The sequence below is a fragment of the Cetobacterium sp. ZWU0022 genome, assembly GCF_000800875.1.
GTDB lineage: Bacteria > Fusobacteriota > Fusobacteriia > Fusobacteriales > Fusobacteriaceae > Cetobacterium_A.
Genome location: NZ_JRJZ01000191.1, coordinates 35711 through 53868, shown reverse-complemented (window position 1 = coordinate 53868; position 18158 = coordinate 35711). Strand labels below are relative to the sequence as shown.

At 29.6% G+C, this 18158-nt stretch carries 15 protein-coding genes and 1 riboswitch; of the genes, 4 read left to right on the top strand and 11 right to left on the bottom strand.

The genetic code is table 11. From position 1 onward, the window contains the following. Window positions 1-141: 141 nt before the first annotated feature. From L988_RS12950 to speD, 5 genes are all read right to left on the bottom strand, one after another. Window positions 142-2910, bottom strand: coding sequence for an EAL domain-containing protein (locus L988_RS12950; protein WP_047384889.1), 2769 nt, complete (start codon window positions 2908-2910; stop codon window positions 142-144). A 92-nt stretch (window positions 2911-3002) separates the two neighbouring features. Then, the gene (locus L988_RS12945) at window positions 3003-4697 is read right to left on the bottom strand and encodes a DUF2207 domain-containing protein (protein WP_047384886.1); all 1695 of its coding nucleotides are present in this window, start codon (window positions 4695-4697) and stop codon (window positions 3003-3005) included. Beyond that, a complete protein-coding gene (locus L988_RS12940) occupies window positions 4678-5229 on the bottom strand; it encodes a LemA family protein (RefSeq protein WP_047384885.1) in 552 nt (183 codons plus the stop codon). The genes L988_RS12945 and L988_RS12940 overlap by 20 nt, the downstream gene beginning before the upstream one ends. Window positions 5230-5352: 123 nt before the next feature. Further along, the gene (speE, locus tag L988_RS12935) at window positions 5353-6204 is read right to left on the bottom strand and encodes a polyamine aminopropyltransferase (RefSeq protein WP_047384884.1); all 852 of its coding nucleotides are present in this window, start codon (window positions 6202-6204) and stop codon (window positions 5353-5355) included. Between the two features lie 4 nt (window positions 6205-6208). Further along, window positions 6209-6625 carry an adenosylmethionine decarboxylase gene (speD, locus tag L988_RS12930; protein ID WP_047384882.1) on the bottom strand — a complete coding sequence of 139 codons (417 nt, stop codon included), beginning with the start codon at window positions 6623-6625 and terminating at the stop codon, window positions 6209-6211. 223 nt (window positions 6626-6848) lie between these two features. On the opposite strand from speD, the gene L988_RS12925 reads away from it, so the two are divergent. The 3 genes from L988_RS12925 to L988_RS12915 all read left to right on the top strand — a co-directional run bounded on the left by L988_RS12925 (window position 6849) and on the right by L988_RS12915 (window position 10411). Next, entirely contained in the window at window positions 6849-7388 is a 540-nt protein-coding gene (locus L988_RS12925; protein ID WP_047384880.1) for a helix-turn-helix domain-containing protein, read from the top strand. A 158-nt stretch (window positions 7389-7546) separates the two neighbouring features. Continuing rightward, window positions 7547-8938, top strand: coding sequence for a hypothetical protein (locus L988_RS12920; RefSeq protein WP_047384878.1), 1392 nt, complete (start codon window positions 7547-7549; stop codon window positions 8936-8938). Between the two features lie 81 nt (window positions 8939-9019). After that, a complete protein-coding gene (locus L988_RS12915) occupies window positions 9020-10411 on the top strand; it encodes an HTH domain-containing protein (RefSeq protein ID WP_047384876.1) in 1392 nt (463 codons plus the stop codon). A 32-nt stretch (window positions 10412-10443) separates the two neighbouring features. Here L988_RS12915 and L988_RS12910 read toward each other — a convergent pair whose 3' ends face one another. Together L988_RS12910 and L988_RS12905 are read right to left on the bottom strand one after the other, a co-directional pair. Further along, window positions 10444-10737 carry a MarR family transcriptional regulator gene (locus tag L988_RS12910; protein ID WP_047384875.1) on the bottom strand — a complete coding sequence of 98 codons (294 nt, stop codon included), beginning with the start codon at window positions 10735-10737 and terminating at the stop codon, window positions 10444-10446. Window positions 10738-10829: 92 nt separating this feature from the next. Continuing rightward, a riboswitch (cyclic di-GMP riboswitch) is annotated at window positions 10830-10905 on the bottom strand. 489 nt (window positions 10906-11394) lie between these two features. Further along, window positions 11395-12510: an RNA-guided endonuclease TnpB family protein gene (locus L988_RS12905; RefSeq protein ID WP_047384873.1), complete on the bottom strand. Its 1116-nt coding sequence runs from the start codon at window positions 12508-12510 to the stop codon at window positions 11395-11397. Window positions 12511-12586: 76 nt separating this feature from the next. Here L988_RS12905 and L988_RS14145 point away from each other — a divergent pair, with 76 nt between their 5' ends. After that, window positions 12587-12808, top strand: coding sequence for a transposase (locus tag L988_RS14145; protein WP_369798255.1), 222 nt, complete (start codon window positions 12587-12589; stop codon window positions 12806-12808). A 143-nt stretch (window positions 12809-12951) separates the two neighbouring features. Here L988_RS14145 and L988_RS12900 read toward each other — a convergent pair whose 3' ends face one another. Genes L988_RS12900 through L988_RS12885 form a run of 4 tightly spaced genes read right to left on the bottom strand, consistent with a single transcriptional unit; the run spans window position 12952 to window position 18130 of the window. Continuing rightward, window positions 12952-15303, bottom strand: a complete 2352-nt coding sequence (locus L988_RS12900) for a TIM-barrel domain-containing protein (protein ID WP_047384871.1) — start codon at window positions 15301-15303, stop codon at window positions 12952-12954. Window positions 15304-15361: 58 nt separating this feature from the next. Next, entirely contained in the window at window positions 15362-16660 is a 1299-nt protein-coding gene (locus tag L988_RS12895) for a TRAP transporter large permease (protein ID WP_047384869.1), read from the bottom strand. A gap of 3 nt (window positions 16661-16663) precedes the next feature. Beyond that, the gene (locus L988_RS12890) at window positions 16664-17143 is read right to left on the bottom strand and encodes a TRAP transporter small permease (protein WP_052191860.1); all 480 of its coding nucleotides are present in this window, start codon (window positions 17141-17143) and stop codon (window positions 16664-16666) included. A gap of 12 nt (window positions 17144-17155) precedes the next feature. Then, window positions 17156-18130: a TRAP transporter substrate-binding protein gene (locus tag L988_RS12885; protein WP_047384867.1), complete on the bottom strand. Its 975-nt coding sequence runs from the start codon at window positions 18128-18130 to the stop codon at window positions 17156-17158. Window positions 18131-18158 lie beyond the last annotated feature (28 nt).

The window sequence follows — 18158 nt, the reverse complement described above, 5'->3', positions numbered from 1 at the left end:
CATTTTTACAAAAAGTAAAGTCTTTTTGAACCATGAGTCAAATTTGTAGATAAAAACTAAAAAACCTTCTTCAGATTAGTCTAAAGAAGGTTTGTCTACAAATATATACTTTATATATTTTAATTTCCTTTTAAATTTTTATTATAATTTTTCTTCAAATTCATCCTTTGTTATAGGTTTACTAAATATATAACCCTGTCCTATCCTTACATTAGAACTAGCTAGGAATAGTAATTGTGCTTCGGTTTCAATTCCCTCTGCAACAATCATAACATTTAAATCCTTCACAAGACCTATAAATGCACTATAGATATTAGAAGCTACTAAGTTATCCTTTGTTCCTATGGCATCTAGTATACCTTTATCAAATTTTACAACTTCAAGTGGTAAAAGTGGAAGTAAACTAACTGTGGAATGCCCTGCTGTGAAATCATCCATAGCGAGAGATAATCCGAGTCTTTTTAATTCATCTATCTTCAATAGTGTAGTTTTTAAATTTGTTGAGAAAATCGATTCTGTTATTTCAACTTCTAACCATTTTCCTAAAACATCATTTTTTTCTAATAGCTCTTTTATCTTTTGAACAACATCGTCTCTTTCTAAAGTATTCATAGAAAGATTGAATGACAACTTAAACTCATCATCAACTAACTCATTCTCTTTTAAATCCCTAATAAACTTTATAGTCTCATCAGCTATTTTATAATCCACTAAATGAATCAGATTTATCTCCTCAGCTATTGGAATAAACTCAGCTGGTGATATAAATCCTAGCTCTTTATCAGACCATCTAGCTAAGCTTTCTCCACCAATAACTCTCTTTGTTTTTATATCAAACTTTGGTTGATACACAGCATAAAGTCCTGATAAATCTTTATTTCTTAAAAGGGATTTTATCGAATACTCTCTCTTCTTTATTTTTAAAAGCTCCTCTGTTGCTTCTAAATAGTAAGTTCCATTTCTTTTCTTTGCTTCCTCCATAGCCATATAAGCATGTTTAAAAGCATTTTCTAAATCCTCTGTTCCATTCTTTTTATAGTAACCTATACTCAAATCTAATTGATATGCTAACTTCAAAGCTTTCAATTCCTCTTTTAAAGAGTTTAATCTCTCTATTAAAAACTCCTCTTGAACAAATACATCAAACTCATCTCCAGAAACTCTATAGATATACTGCTCTGGGAATATTTTTTTTAAACACTGTCCTACAGCTTTTAAAAGATAATCTCCAGATGCTTGACCATATTTGTCATTTATCTCTTTAAAGTTATCAATATCCATAGTTATTGCATATCCTTTTAAAATTTTTCTCTTTGAAATAAAATTCAAAAACTCCGTTCTATTTGGCAGTCCTGTAATTAAATCTTTTTTTAACTCTCTTGTCACTTTATAGTTTGAAAGAATCTTATAGATAGAAGCCATTCCAAGTAAGCATGAGATTCCTAGCAAAATATACAATATTTTGTTTGTCACTTGAAACTTCTGATATTCATTAAAAGCTTCCTGCTTTTTTATTATATTCGCTTCCTCTTCTAATTTTTTTAGATTTAATCCATTCTTTATCCCCTTATTTAAAATGTTTGTTAACATCGCATCCTCTTCATGAAGAGCTAAGGAGATTGGTATTTTTACAAATTCATCAACTCTGAACTTGCTCGTATCCATTTTATTTATATCAAATTGTAGCGCTGTGTTTATCTCATGTCTATTTAAAGCTTTTTCTAATTGATCATAATTTCCATACAGCTTTATATCCCCATCTGAATAGAAATCCCTTGCAAACGTCTCTTCTACAGATCCTTTTACAACGCCTACTTTAGTATTATGAGTATAAAAGCTCGATATTTTATACAAAGTTGGAGTATATATCGCCTTTGTAAATATTAATTTCTTATTCCACTCTTTATTCTCTGGAAGAGGAACAATTCTTATTTTTTTATTTAAAAAATCTGCATAAGTATTGTTCCAATTATTATTTTTGTCATTTATTATTTTAAATTTTATACCTGTTCTTTTTGATAAGTTTTCAATAAAGAATGGTATAACACCAATAAATTTATTCAAACCTTTAGAGTAATAGCTCAAAGTATGATTTGAATCTAAAGCTATTGAGATTTGTGATAATCCTTGAAGATAAACCTTCTCCTCATCTGTCAAAGAGGACATAAATTTATTTTGATATGTTATATGTGTTCTTCTTTCTAAATGTCTATTTATTTTACCTTGGTACTTTTCTAAAAGAGCATTATTTATAATCTCTATTAAATCTCCTAGCTCTTTTTTGAGTGCTATTGACACATCTGGAAGATAACCAACTTTTATGCTTTCATCCCAACTCAAGACATTATATTTAGATGTTAAAAAAATCTTATCTTTTCTTTCGTAACTATCTTTAACTTCTATAATCTTTGCATCTATATCATTATATTTTAAAAATTTTTCTAAATACTCAATATAAAGAGAGCTTTCTGTTGCATATATCTCTTTTCCATTTAAAGATTCTAAATTATTTGGATCAAATTTCCCCTTACTTGAAGATGAAATATATATTAAATCGTCATATATAGGTAAACTGAAAACAGAACTTTCTTTTCTCTGCTCGTTTTGAGTCATTGTTCCCATGATATCAATCTCTTTATTTTTATAAAGTGTGATTACCTCATTCCAATCGCTCTTTATTACTCTGATATTCAAATTTAGATAATCTACTAACATCTCTTCAATTATACTATTCAAAGACTCTCCATCAATCATAGTATTATCAAAATCTGATGATTTTAATCCTAAAACCAACTGACGCCCTTTATAACTCTCTAATATTTTTTCCTCTTTAGTATTTTTTGGTATGTAGTTAGCAGAAAATATAATCTGAGTTAATAAAAGAAAATACAATACAAAAACCTTTCGCATTCATCCTCCCGCTCTTTTTATAATGACTTATATTATATCAAATTTTATACGGCCGGTCAAATTAATACTACTGTTTTTGTATGTTTCTTTCACTACCAGCTTCCGCCTCCGCCTCCACCAGCTCCACCACCAGAAGAGCCTCCACCCATAGATGAACCTCCCCCTCCAAAGTTAGTCGGTGCCTTCGGTGAAGATAACATACTTTCATTCAAAGCTCCCATAGAGTTATTTATTCCTCTCATGAACGCTGTCATAACAAACACATTTCCAACACTATTTCCTCCATACCACTGTGGTGGTTGAACTTGTAAATCCTTGAATTTATCAGCCCATACATCACTCACACCTAAAACTATTGTATAGGGAAGTATGTTGTAGAAATATCCAGGATTTTCATCTATAAGCATCTCTAATTTTCTTTTTTCAGCTGTTTCTAAGAATCTTTTAAATCCTTGAACACGTCCTAAAATCTCTCTACCATACTCTGTTCTCTTTTTTATCTTCGCACTGATTCCAACTGTTACTAGAATTGATATTCCAGCTAGAATCACTGTCATTCCCAACTCTAATATATCTCTAATATTGAAGTAGTTAACATATATAATAGTAGCAACAATAACTAAAAGTATTGACGCTCTGACGCTATCCCCAATCCTTAAAGACTTTGAATCATATAAAGTTTTTTTATTCATAATCAAATCAATCTCTAAAACTTCACTCGCTTTCTCCATATGCTTATAAAATCTATTTTTTAAACTTGATATTTTAACTTTTCCATCTAAATTTTTAAAGCTTTCTAAAGCTCTAAACATATAGTTTTCAAACTCTTTTGAAATATCATTTCCAGATTTTAAAAACTCTATTTCGAAATCATCTTTTGAGAAAAGTCCACTGCTTTTTATCTCATTTAATTTTAGATAACCCTTATCAGCCCAATAAAAAATTAAACTTGTTAAATCTTTGCTATGAACTACACCATCTATATAATATCCTACCTCTGTTGGAGTGAGATTATCTGGTGGATAAAACTCCACAGTTGGAATAACCTGCTTTTCATCTCTAAACTTCTTCCAAACTATAAAAGCTATTGCTGGAATAGCTATATAAACTATATACAGCAAAGTTTTTAAAAGATAGTATATACTTTTCTCTGCACTAAAATCAAAATATCCCTCTGGAAGCGGTAAAGCTATGGTTACACTCTCTTTCGGTCCTAAAGGTTGAACTGTATACCCCGAGATTGTATTTCCCGTCACGCTCCATTTTACGCCTTCATTGTTCGTACTACCACGAACACCTGAAGTGAAGTTAATTTTACTTTTATCAAATGATTTTGGAAGTGTTATCGTAAACTCTAATTTTTCTATAGTAGTATCCCAATCGTTTCCAATTAGATTATAATAAACCTCATCATATGAGCTCTCTCTATCCCATCCTAAATCATGATTGAATTTGATGAGATAATTTTTTATTCCTGTCACATAAAGATTTGGATTTCCCATTCTCAAATATATGTAATCTCCCTCATCTTTAGCTGAAGTTTGAACATTCGTCTGAACATTCCTAACTTTTATATCTCGACCATTAAACACCTCAGGAATAACTCTATATATCCCTCTTCGTGGCTCTTTAAAATCTACAGTTATATTTTCTGAAACCTGATATATATTTTTCTCATCTATAGTTATATCTACTCGATAGTTATCTATAACATATCCTGAATCTGCAAATATGTTACTAGCTAAAGAAACTAAGAGTAGAAATAAACTAAAACTGTACCTTAACATTTTGTCTTTCCTCTTCATTTTCAACTTTGAAGAATGGATATTTTTTGAATCCAAAGTTATTTGCAACTATTAAGCTTGGGAAAGTCTCACACATAGTATTATAAACTCTTACACTTCCATTGTAATATTTTCTAGCTTGAAGAATATCCTCTTCAATTTTTACAAGTTCATCTTGGAGTTTCATAAAGTTTTGATTTGCTTTTAACTCTGGATATGCCTCAGTTATAGAGAATAATCTACCTAAAGCTCCCGTAATCATATTTTCATTTTCTATTTTCTCCTCTGTTGTCGTTGCACTCATATATCTATTTCTAGCTGCTATAATTCTTTCTAAAGCTCCACCTTCATAATCTTTATAACCTTTTACTGTCTCAACTAAGTTTGGAATCAGATCATATCTTTTCTTCAAATACGCATCGATTGTTGAAAACGCCTCATCCACAAAGTTTCTCTCTTTAACAAGCTTATTGTAGATTCCTACACCATAAGCTACTAATAATGCTAGTAACACTAAAACAACTATTAAAATCATATAAATCCTCCTCTAAATCTTTATTTACTTCTTTGTCTATTATACAATATCTTGGTTAAAAATCCTCAAAAAAAAGAGGCAAAGATATCTCTTTTCCTCTCATTTTTATAGATATATATAGATTTATTTTTCTAATTGCTTTTTCACATAGTTTGGCAGTGCGAATGCCGCTCTTTGGATATCTGTATTATAGTAGTTTGTCTCTAATCCTAAAGCGTTCCATGCACTCTCATTACAATCTGACACCGGGTCATACTTTTTAGAAGCAAATCCAAATAGCCAATGCCCCGAAGCGTAAGTTGGTTGATGGAATTGATATACCTTTGCAATTGGGAAGATATTTTTTATCTTCTCATGAGCTTTTTTCATCTCAGTAGCATATCTTTCATAGTATGGTGATTCGTGTTGATTTACTAAAATCCCATCCTCTTTTAAAACTCTAAAACAGTTCTTGTAGAACTCAGTTGTAAACAATCCCTCTCCTACTGAGATAGGGTCTGTTGAGTCAACCAAAATAAGATCGTAAGCCCCACTCTCACACTCCTCAACGAACTTTAATCCATCGTCAAAAATAAGAGTTACTCTCTCATCCTCTAATCTATCCGAAGTAAACGGTAGATACTTTTGAGACAGTCTCACAACTCTCTCATCAATCTCGACCATATCGATTTTTTCAATAGAGTTGTATCTTGTAAGTTCTCTTACAGTTCCTCCATCTCCTCCACCGATAACTAAAACTCTCTTTATATTTAAATTCGTACACATAGGAACGTGAGCTATCATCTCGTGATATATAAACTCATCTTTCTCTGTTATCATAATCATTCCATCTAATGTAAAGAATCTTCCATACTCATCTGATGTAAAGAAATCTATCTTTTGAAAAGGTGTCTCTTCTGAATATAGATGCTCTTTAACCTTTATAGAAAACTTTGTATTTTCTGACCACTTCTCTGTAAACCATAAATCTAACATCTTTTTACTCCTCCTCAGGTTTGAAGGTAATTTTTCCTAACTCTTTTGTCGAATAGTTTCTGATTTTATCTACCATTCCTCTAGGTACCTCTATCGATTCACTTCTATCTGATTTAAATACATCCTCTAAGAATTTAAAGGCTGTCCATGGATCTATTTTATCCCCACATGTAAACACATCTACTGCTGCATATCCATACTCTGGCCATGTGTGTATCGCAAGGTGTGATTCCGATATTATTACCGCTCCTGATACTCCATATGGATTAAAGTGATGAAATACTGACTCTACTATAGTGGCATTAGCTATTCTTGCCGCCTCATTCATGTGCTTATCCACAAGAACTGGATCCTTTAGTATCTCCTCATCACAGTTGTAAAATTCAATTAATATGTGTCTTCCAAGTGTTTCTAATTTCAATTTTTCCTCCCCGATTTCAGTTTTTTAACAAACTTTTTACATTATTTTAACAAAAAATTAAATTCAATTCTTAAAATATTAAACTTTTGTTTAAAAAAATATATTTGAAATTTAATATTTTTAACTTTTACAATATAATATTAAATTTTTAGATTTTTGTCAATTGATTTTTTCTAGAAAAGAGAATATACTATAATTATCGATAATTTAAGGAGAGATTTAGATGGAAATCGGAAAAAAATTAAAAAGACTAAGACAGGAGAAATACCTTACTCAGGATGAATTAGCTAGCCGTTGCGAACTTTCAAAAGGTTTTATATCTCAAGTAGAAAGAGACCTTACATCTCCATCTATCGCAAATTTAGGAGATATCCTTGAGGGTCTTGGAACAAATTTAAAAGATTTCTTTAGTGATGACGGTGAAGAAAAAATCGTCTTTGATGAAAATGACGCTTTTGAAGTCATCGATTCAAAATTAAAGTACAAAGTTGAGTGGATTATTCCGAATGCTCAAAAAAATCAGATGGAACCTATTCTTTTAACTATTGAAGAGGGTGGGAGATATAAAGAGGAGATTGCTCACGATGGACAGGAGTTTGGATATATTCTAGAGGGAGAGATAAATATCCATTTAGGCGATAAAATTTTTAAAGCTAAAAAAGGAGAATCTTTTTATTATAGCTCTGGAAAAAACCACTACCTTTCTAACTGTGGAAAAGGAATCGCTAAAGTTCTGTGGGTTTCAAATCCACCATCATTTTAAAAGATATAGAGTCAATCTGTATCTTTTTTTATTTCTAAATATGAACTTTTTTACCCATTTTTTTTCATTCATCATGAAATTTTTCGTATTTTCTAGTTGTCTCTTTTATGCTACTATACTAACAGTATTAGTATTACTAAAAAGGGGGCGGGAATACTATGAATTCTACAAATGTAAATATTTTAAAACTTTTATCTCAAGGGAGTTTTTCTCCAGAATCATTGGCTTTATATGTCAATGTTGAAAAAAACTCTATTCAAAAAAATATTGTACAGATCAATGAATTTCTAAAAGACAACTCTTTTGACTGTATTAAAGTAAAGGATTCTGAATTTTCTTTAACATTGAGTATTAAACAGTGGGAAAATATATTTTCAAGAAAGGATTTTATCACTTCTAATGAGATTTCAGATTATCTTTTTATTAAATTTATACACAATAAATTTATAAACTTAGAGGTTGAAAAAGAGATTTTAGATCTTTCTAGAAGCTCTATTGTTAGATACTTCAAAGATATCAAAAAGATATTAGATTCGACTGGTACTACATATACATACCAAAGCGGTAAAGGAGTTAGAATCACTCACGTTTCAGAGGAGTGCAAGTATGTTTTCTGCAAGAAGCTTGTAAAATTCTTCATCAACGGAGATTTTACCCTAAAAAAAGATTCGCTTTTAGCTTCAGTTTTAGTTGAATATAACTTTATGGAACTTTTTGAAAAATTATACACGACATTAAAAAAAGCTGAGGTTTCTAGTACTAATTTTATAATTTCATTTCTTTCAACACTTTTTGTGCTGAACAAAACTCTTGGCGGCTTTGATTTAAAAGTACCTAATTTAGATTATTCAAAATATGAAGATTTGAGAGCTTTTATATCTCTAACAATGAAAGAGTATGATAAAAGTTTTCAAGAACAAACCTTCATTTTTATGGTCAATATAAAAAACAATCTCTCTTTCTTCGAAAAAGAGATTGGAAATAAAGGAGATATTCTTATATCGAAAATAAAAGAAAGATTAAATTTTTCAAAATTAGATTCAGATTTAGAAACAATTCTTCTAAGAAAAATCTGTATCTCATTTTTTAAATATGAAAACAAAATACTTAAAGTAAAAAATATTCCTATTGACCAGTCAGATGAGAAATTAATCGATATTTTAGATGATATTTTAAAAGAATTAAATTTCAAACTATTTTTCCATGATAAAATCTCAATTGTGAGCATTTTAAAAAAGATTATAATTGAACATAATAAAGAGTTAGTAAAGGATGTCCTTTTACTATTTAATGAGATTACAATATCCGATGATCACTACTTAAAAGATAATTTAAAAGTAAAAGCTCCTGATATAAATTTTCATATCGAGCCTGCATTCCTCTATAAATTGAATACAACTTTGTATAACCATAAGTATAATCTGGTTTTAAGTGATGAAAGTTATATCTACCAAAATATTAAACTTTTAGATTCATATAACTATCTAAATATACTTAATCTTGTTAACAACCATATCTTAGAGGAAGTTTTAAAAGGTCTTAACTTATAATTAAGACCTTTTTTTGATTTATTCCTTTTTTCATGTTATAATATTGCCCAATGAAATAATAATTTTAAGGAGCAGTTTGCTATGAAAATAAATATTAATACAAACCACATAAGAATCTGTAAATTATTAGAATATACGTCATACAAAACGACAGATTTTATCGCAGAGTTTTTGAAAATGGATAAACAAAATGTTAATCTTTATATAAAACAAATCTACTCCTTCACAGATTCAGAAGAGTCCAAACCTACAATCCAATCTATGATTAACTGTATTTGTAAAAATACAACTCTTCTAGGTGATTTGAAAAAGGAGCAACGTTTTACAAAAGAGAATAGAGTTCTTTATATAATTTTAATTCTTTTAAGAGATAGATACATAAATTTAAATAGTCTTTCTAGCTTGTTAGAGGTTTCAAGAAGGGTTATCGGAACTGACTTGGCTTTCGCTAAAGAAGCTCTTAGCATCTATGATTTAGATATCAATAGCTCAAATGCGAAGGGGATATCTATTTCAGGAAGTGAAAAAAACTTAAAGCTTGCTAGTTTATCATATCTTTATAAACTATTTGTTGAGTTTGAAGAACTTCCAACTATAATTACAAAAGATTATCTTGATTTTTTTGATGAGCAGTTTCATATAAAGTTAAATAAAGATGTCGATACCTTTATAAATGAGTATAGCTTTGATTATTTTTCACAAAACAAAAATCTTCTAAAAGCTTTCTTTATAATCTATGGTAATTTAGCGGATCCAGATGAACCTACAATAGACTCTTTGAGTTTCAATGAGTTCAAAATATATTTTAAAGATTTTATAGGAAATCAGAAACTGAAATCTTGCTATAGTTTTTTTAAAATCTCTTTTATGGGCAAGATACTTTTAAAAAACTTAAACATATTTTTAGATACTTTAAAATTCTGTGATGGTGGTTTATACGAAAGGAGAAATTCACTTTCAAAAGAGATTAACACTGTAAAAGCGATGGTTTTTAAAAATCTATCTCTACTGATAACAAAAACAAACTTCTTGGAGAAATTTGTCAACAAAGTGAGCTTAGCTCATGACAAAAGTATTCCTTTAAAAATATGTGACTTAGAGTTTTTACGATTCAATCTACCTGAAGAGGATAGATTAAAATGTCTTCAACTTTTCTTTACTCTAAGAAAAATCTATCAAAATATACAATTTTCAAATGTTATCTTTTTATATATGTGGAGTTCCCACGAGGAAAGTTTAAGTAGCGTTAAAAATACACTTGTTGTTTTTGACCGTATTCCAACATTCCTCTTCCCAATTATAAAAAATAGATTTCTTCTAAAAGAAAATATGAATATTTTGAATTTTATAAAAGCAGATGAATTAGAAAACTATCTTTCTAACTCTGATATAAACTGTGTTATAACTTTTGAAAAACTGAATTCCGATAAAGAGTATCCTTTTATCAAAGCGTATACTCTTCCAATTTTATAAAATAAAAAACTCCTTTATTTTTGAAGGAGTTTTTATATTTTTACAATTTTTATAAATTTAATTTTACTGTATAAATCTTTTCCTATCTTTGTAGGATGAATTTTGAATACTCTTTTGTCATCAAAAGTTCCAAACTTTTGTATAAGTTTTTCCTCTTCTAACTTCTTTAAACATAATGATACAGATCCTTTTGATAACTGCATTCTTTTTGTCAACTCACATAATGTAATTCCTGGAGTTTCGTTTATCGTAAATAGTATCTCCTCTTGAGTATAATTGATATGATACTTCTTTAATTCATTTTTAATTTCCATCATTTTACACATAGTAACACCCCTAATATTAAAAGTTTTTGACTCTATAAAACAGTTGTATTTTTATAAAAAAAATACACCTATATTATGAGTTGTTCATAACTAAGTGCAACTGGCTGCCATTTTAAAGGCCCTATAGCTTTGCGTCATAGAGTTTCCTCTACTTTGCCGTATTTATCTTTCGGTATTATTATAACTCATTTAGGATATTTTTGCAACAATATTTCACCCTAAATACAGACAGGATGGATATTAACCACCCTGTCTACTGTATATATTATTAGGATTAGGCAACTTTTTTACAAACATCTTCATAAATTTTATAAATCTATTTGGACATCAAAATTAATGTTTTACATTGAATTATAATAACATATTTATATAGTTAATTATATAATCCATTTTTTATTTTTTTGAATGCAAATTTGACATGTTGAATGTCTTTTATTTTCCTGTAAAAATACAAAAAAGACGATTCTAAATCGAATCGCCTTTCCTCTTTTGAACTATATTATTTTATTAATCCCATTAATCTTGGTAATGCAGTTGAAAGTTCTGGAACGTGAACTACCACCGCCCTAATAGAGGGCGGGGCTTCGTGGGAAGTATCTGACTCATGTCGGATATATTAATCACGCTCTACGGGTAGTCCCTACCCTGATATATGCTTTAATAGGCTAGTAGCTCTTTACCAACCTCACGAATATTTATACTTGCGTTTAAGTCTCTATCTATCTCTGAGTTACATTCATCACATTTGTAAACTCTTGAAGATACTGGTAACTCAGCTTTTATAGCACCACAAAATGAACAAGTTTTTGACGATGGAAACCACTTGTCGATTTTTATTACTTGTTTACCTAAAAACATTGATTTGTATTGAAGCATGGTTGTAAACATTCCCCAACCATTATCAGCGACGGATTTACCAAAATTCAATGCTGCACTCATGCCTTTCATGTTAAGGTCTTCAAGTATTATTGCGTTATACTTAGTTACAAGTTCATTTGATAATTTGTGTAAAAAATCTTTTCTACTGTTTTTGATAAGGTTATGAATTTTAGCAACTTTTAATTTTGCTTTATGCCAATTTTGGGAGAACTTAACTTTTCTTGATAATTCTCTTCCAGCTTTAATGAGTTTAGCTTCTAACTTTCTAAAAAATCTAGGATAGTGAGCCCTTTGGTTATCGGAGCTAACAAAAAGTTCAGACATAGCAAAATCAAGACCAACAATATTGTTATCGCTTGGAACTTCTTTAATATCCTTTTCAAATTCAGTTAGTAAAGAAACATAGTAAGCACCATTAGGTTCTTGGCTAATGGTAGCTGATTTAATTACATAATTTTGAGGTATCTGTCTATGAAGTTTAGTTTTAACTAAACCTAGCTTTGGAAGTTTTAGAAAATTTCCTTCAATTCTAATATTATTACTTGTAGATACTGTATTGTACGATTTTCTAGTTGACCTTTTAGATTTGAACTTAGGAAATGCTGTACGCTTTTGAAAGAAATTCTTATACGCAGTTTCTAAATTTTTAAGTGATTGTTGTAATGCTATTGAATCAACCTCTTTCAAGAATGGTAATTCAAGTTTAAGTAGGGGGAGCTCTTTAGCTTGGGTATTGTAAGTTACAGATTTTTTCTCTGCCTCATACAATTCTTTTCTCTGAGCCAAGAATCTATTATACACAAGTCTAGTACAACCAAAAGTTTGATTAATTGTATTCGCTTGAGTTTCATTAGGATAGATTCTGTATTTAAAAGATAAGTTATATGTCTTCATAGTTTTCACCTCCATTTTTTAAATTTAATATGCTATGATAATACCATATTAAAATTTAGTTGTAAAGGAGAGTAGAATTCCGAATACAGAATTTAAAAAGAATAGGCATTCTATCTACAATTTAACTTATCACTTAGTTGTAATTACAAAATATCGTAGAAAATGTATTGATGGGGAAGTTTTGGAGGATTTAAAAGAAATATCAAAGAGATTATTAGGTGTCAAAGATGAGAGTGTTTTAGAGGTGAATGAAGAAGAAGAGCATTTGCATATTAAGCACTGGTGGAGCAACGATTGAAACTATTAAGCGGTATATTGAATCGCAAGGAACTGAAATTGCCCCGATTCATCCTCTCCCTAATAGAGGAAGAGGTTTTCTCGGGGCGTTTTGATAAACTACTAATAGTAATACGAATATTATTACAAATCAGTTTTCAATGATTATTTTATTATTTTTCTATTTTTTGAATCTATAACAATTATTTCATATTCCTCTTGAATAAATTTAATATCCCCATCTTTTTGAATATTTATAGAAATTGTTTCTTCACTAGTTACTACTTCTACACTTATTTTTGCATATTTTCCTGACTTATAATTTTGTGTTAATCCGTCATCTTCAAATGATACGAACTTTGTTTTATTATTATTCTCAGATGCATAAACAATAAATCCTCTTTTATCTTCATCTTTCGTCTCGAAATTATAATCATTAATAGTATTTATAGGAATAATTGCTCCCTCTTTTATAAATAGTGGAAAGGTACCTAACCCTGCTTCAACTTCTATCGTTTGACCACCTTCATATATTTTATTAGTATTATAGTCGTACCATGAGTTTCCTTCTGGTAAGTATACTTTTCTTGTTTTTTCTCCTTCTGTAATCACAGTTGCAACTAACATATTATCACCTAATAAAAATTCATCATTTTCATTAAATGTATTTTTATCAGCTTCATAGTTATAAAATGTTGGTTTCATTATTGGAGTACCATCGATATGAGATCTATATAGTAAATTATATATATAAGGAGTTATCTTTCTTCTAAAGTCCATAGCTTTTTTTATTTCTGGTAAAACTTCTTTATACATCCAAGGTACATTTACTGTTTTATCATCATTCCAAGAATGAATTGTGAATCTTGGGTAGAAAATACCATTTTGTATCCATCTTACAAATAGTTCTGGAGACGGTGCTGGACCTGAGAATCCTCCAACATCATGACCCAAGTTATAAACTCCTGACAAAGATAAACTTATTGCCATATAATTATTATATCTTAATGTTTTCCATTCTGTTCTATTATCTCCAGACCATGTTTGAACATATTTTTGCATACCAGGACATCCTGCTCTTGAGATAAGATATGGTCTTTTATTTTTATCGAACTCTTTTTGAGCTTCAAATGATGATTTCATCATAAGTAAAGTTTGAATTGGTCTTATTAATTCTATATCCAGTTCTTCTCCAAATCCATTACATCTAGCTTTTGGGTCCCAAATCTCATATTCATTATTATCGTTCCAAGTTGAGTCAATTCCTAGCTCTAAAAGTTTCTCTTTTACATTTTCTTTCCACCAATTAATAGCTTCTTGATTTGTAAAGTCTATATACGCTCCATTATCATCCCAGAATTGAACTAACTCAGGCTCATCACTAACGCTCTCTTTTACAAATAGACCTTTCTCTTTCATCTCATTAAATTTTGGATGGTCATGTAAAAATGCAGGCTTTATATTTGCACAAAGTCTAACTCCATTTGCATGATAATTATTTGTAAACTCTTTTACATTTGGGAACTTTTCATTATTCCAATTAAATACATATCTCTTATCTCCAATAGAAGTGTATCCTGAAGACAATTGAAATGAATCACATGGAATTTCATATTTTTTACAATCATCTAAGAAATTATTTAACAGTTTTTGTGACTCTGGTAAATCTGTATAAGTCATAGTTGATCCCGAATAACCAATACTCCATTTAGGTGAAAATATAGTTTTTCCAGTTAACCAAGAGAATCTTTCCGTTACATCTTTAACTTGTGGCCCAGCAATAACATAATAGTCTAAATCTCCATCTTTAGCCTCAAAATATCTATATAATCCGTGGTAGTTATCTAGTTCTGTTCCCATCTCAAAAGTTACTGTTGAGAAATTATCATAGAATAATCCAAATGAGTATTTAGTTTCTGGATTTCTAGTTATATAAAATGGAATATGTTTATATAAAGGATCACTATACTCCGCATCATAGCCCATTGGATCTAAATTTTTCATTCTCATTCTTCTAAAATGTTTATTTACTTTTCCACTTTTTTCACCAAATCCAAAATATTGTTCCTTTAAATCTCTTTCTAAATAATGGTAAATATGTTTATCCCAATATCCAAAGTTATACGCTTGTGTTTTTCTATCTTGGGCTATTTTTATCCAACTATTATTTATTTTACCAAACCAAGTCATCTTCATACCGTTAAGATCTACAACAACTTTTAAAAGTTCAGTTGAAATTATTACTGTTTCTTGAGTTTCTTCAATTTCAAATTTTGGTAACTGGAATGCTGAATGATCAAATCTCTCCCTTCCTTCTATTGGAAAATCTTCCATTCCAGGTGTTACAGTCCAAGTTTTTCTAAGTTTTAATTCACCTTCTTTTAAAAATGTTACTTTAAAAATATCTTTTTCTAAAATCGAAAGCTTTACTTCTAAATTTAATTCTTTTGAAACAAATGTTACTATATTTTCTCTATTGTCTTTTTTTTCAAATAAATAGTTCAATTTTATTCCCATAATATACTTATGAGGGTAAAATTAATTTACCCTCGCCCTCCTTATTTATACAATTTTTTTATAGTAATTTAAATAGTTTTGGTAATCCTAAACTTATCCATGGAATATATGTTATCATTAAAAGAGTTATTATTAATCCTATAAAAAACGGTACTAATTCTTTTATAACCTCTTCAATTTTAACTTTGGCTATCCCACACCCTATAAATAATACACTTCCCACTGGGGGAGTACAAATTCCAATACATAAATTTGATACTAACATTATACCAAAATGTACTGGATGTAATCCCAATTTTGTTGCAATCGGTAAAAATATTGGTGTAAATATTAATATTGCCGGTGTTAAATCCATAAATGTTCCAGTTATTAATAAAATAACATTCATTAACAGTAATATTATAATCTTATTATCTGATAATCCTAAAATTGTATTTGTTATAAATTGAGGTATCGTTGAAAATGCCATTGCCCAAGACATAATACTTGATGCACCTATTAAAAACATTATTATTCCAGTCATTTTTATAGTATCTTTAAATATCGTTTGCATATGCTCAAATGTTAGACTTTTATAAACTATAACAGATAAAAATAGAGTGTAAACTACTGATATTGCAGAGGCTTCCGTAGCTGTAAATATTCCAGCAATTATTCCTCCAATTACTATAACTATTAGTAGTAAACTCGGAATTGCATCTAAAATAATTCTTGTAGCTTCCCCAAATGAAACTTTCCCTTCAACTGGATAATTATTCTTTTTAGCGATAAAATATGCTATTATCATCACACTAAGACCCATAAGTATTCCAGGTATATATCCCGCTACGAATAGGGCTCCTATTGATGTTCCTCCACTTACTAATGAGAAAACGATCAGAGATCCACTTGGTGGAATAAGCAATCCCGTTGGAGATGATGCTATATTTACTGCTGCGGAGAATTTAGGATCATATCCCTCTTCCTTCTGTAAAGGATCTAATGTTCCTCCAATTGCTGCTGCTGCCGCTACTGCCGATCCTGAAATCGATCCAAATAACATATTCCCTAAAACATTAACCTGAGCAAGTGATCCAGGTAATCTTCCACCTAATAGCTTGGCAAAGTTAACTAATTTTATTGCAATTCCGCCTGTATTCATTATACTTCCTGATAGAATAAAGAATGGTATTGCCAACAGTGTAAAACTATCCATTCCAGTTATCATTTTTTGAGCAGATGCTATAACTGCTACATCAAAAGGTAAATTAATAAGTATTGTTAAAAATGAAGCTAATCCAATTCCTATAGATATTGGTGTTCCTATGGCTAATAGAATGAAAAAACTTATGAATAAAACGCTTATCGTTAAAGCCATTACTTATTCCCCCTCCTTTAAAATACCATTTAGTTCAACTATATCTATTAACATATATAATAGATTTATTACTCCTGAAATAGGAAGTATTGAGTATATAATTCCCATTGGAATTTGTAAAGATGGTGATAGTTGTCCCATTGTATTTAGTGATAGTTGTCCTCCACCAATTACTTGAACCAGCAATATAAAAATTAAAACAATCACCGAAATAAGTATTTGCAATTTTATTGTCTTTTCTTTTGTTAACTTATTAAATAATAAATCTATTGACAAGTGAGCTTTTACTCCGAAAGAATATGTTGCTCCTAATAATCCTATCCATATTAAACTAAATCTTGAAAACTCATCTGTAAATGTACTCGGATTATTTAATACATATCTTGATATAACCTGCCAAGTAACTGCTAAAACTAACAGTGTTAAAACTAGCGAGGAAAATAAAATTATTATTTTATTTATTTTATTTCTTATACTTTCCATTATTAACCCCCTTTATTTTGAATCTCTGATTGAATTGATTAATCTAGCCATTGTTTCGTTTTTCATCAACTCGTCATACATGGGTTTAACTTTTTCTTGAAATGGTTTTTTATCTGGATATACAAATTTTACATTCATCTCTTTAGCCTGCTCTATTTGTATTTTTTCCATTTCATCCCATAAAGCTACTTGGTACTCAAAAGCTTCTTCCGCTGAATCTTTAAATATCTTCTTTTGCTCATCATTTAACTTTTTCCAAGTAGAATTACTAATAAAGAAAACATCTGGCACAATTGTGTGCTCGTCATATGAATAAAATTTCGATACCTCTCCATGTCTATCTGTTGTTATAGCTGAAATATTATTTTCAGCACCATCGACAACTCTTTGCTGCAATGCTGTATATAACTCTCCATAAGATAAAGGCGTTGCTGTTCCACCTAAATACTCAACCATTTTTATAGCTGTATTACTTGGCTGAACTCTTATTTTCAATCCTCTTAAATCATCTGGTGATTCAACTGGTTTTGAGCCATAAAAGTTTCTAGTTCCTGCCGTAAAATATCCCAACCCTACAAATCCACTTTTTTCAGTCATCTCTAGGAATTCATCTCCAACAGAACTTTTTAATGTTTTTAAAAAATGCTCATAACTATTAAATAAATATGGCATTGAAAATATTGCATATTCCTTAACAAATCCTTCTATTGGAGAAGCACTAGCTTTTGTCATATCAATTGCTCCAGCTTGCATAAGTTCAATCAATTCTCGTTCTTGACCTAATTGACCATTAGGAAATATTTGAATTTTTACTTCTCCATTTGTTTTTGCTTCCACTAATTCAATAAACTTTAGCATTCCTTTATGAACTGGATGTGTTTCACTTAACCCGTGAGCTAATTTTAAATTTAAATCCCCACTACCTTCATTTTTATTGCAACCTAAGATTGTAAAAAGTATGATAATTAAAAAAATTATTTTTTTCATATCTTTTGCTCCCCATAAATTTTAATTT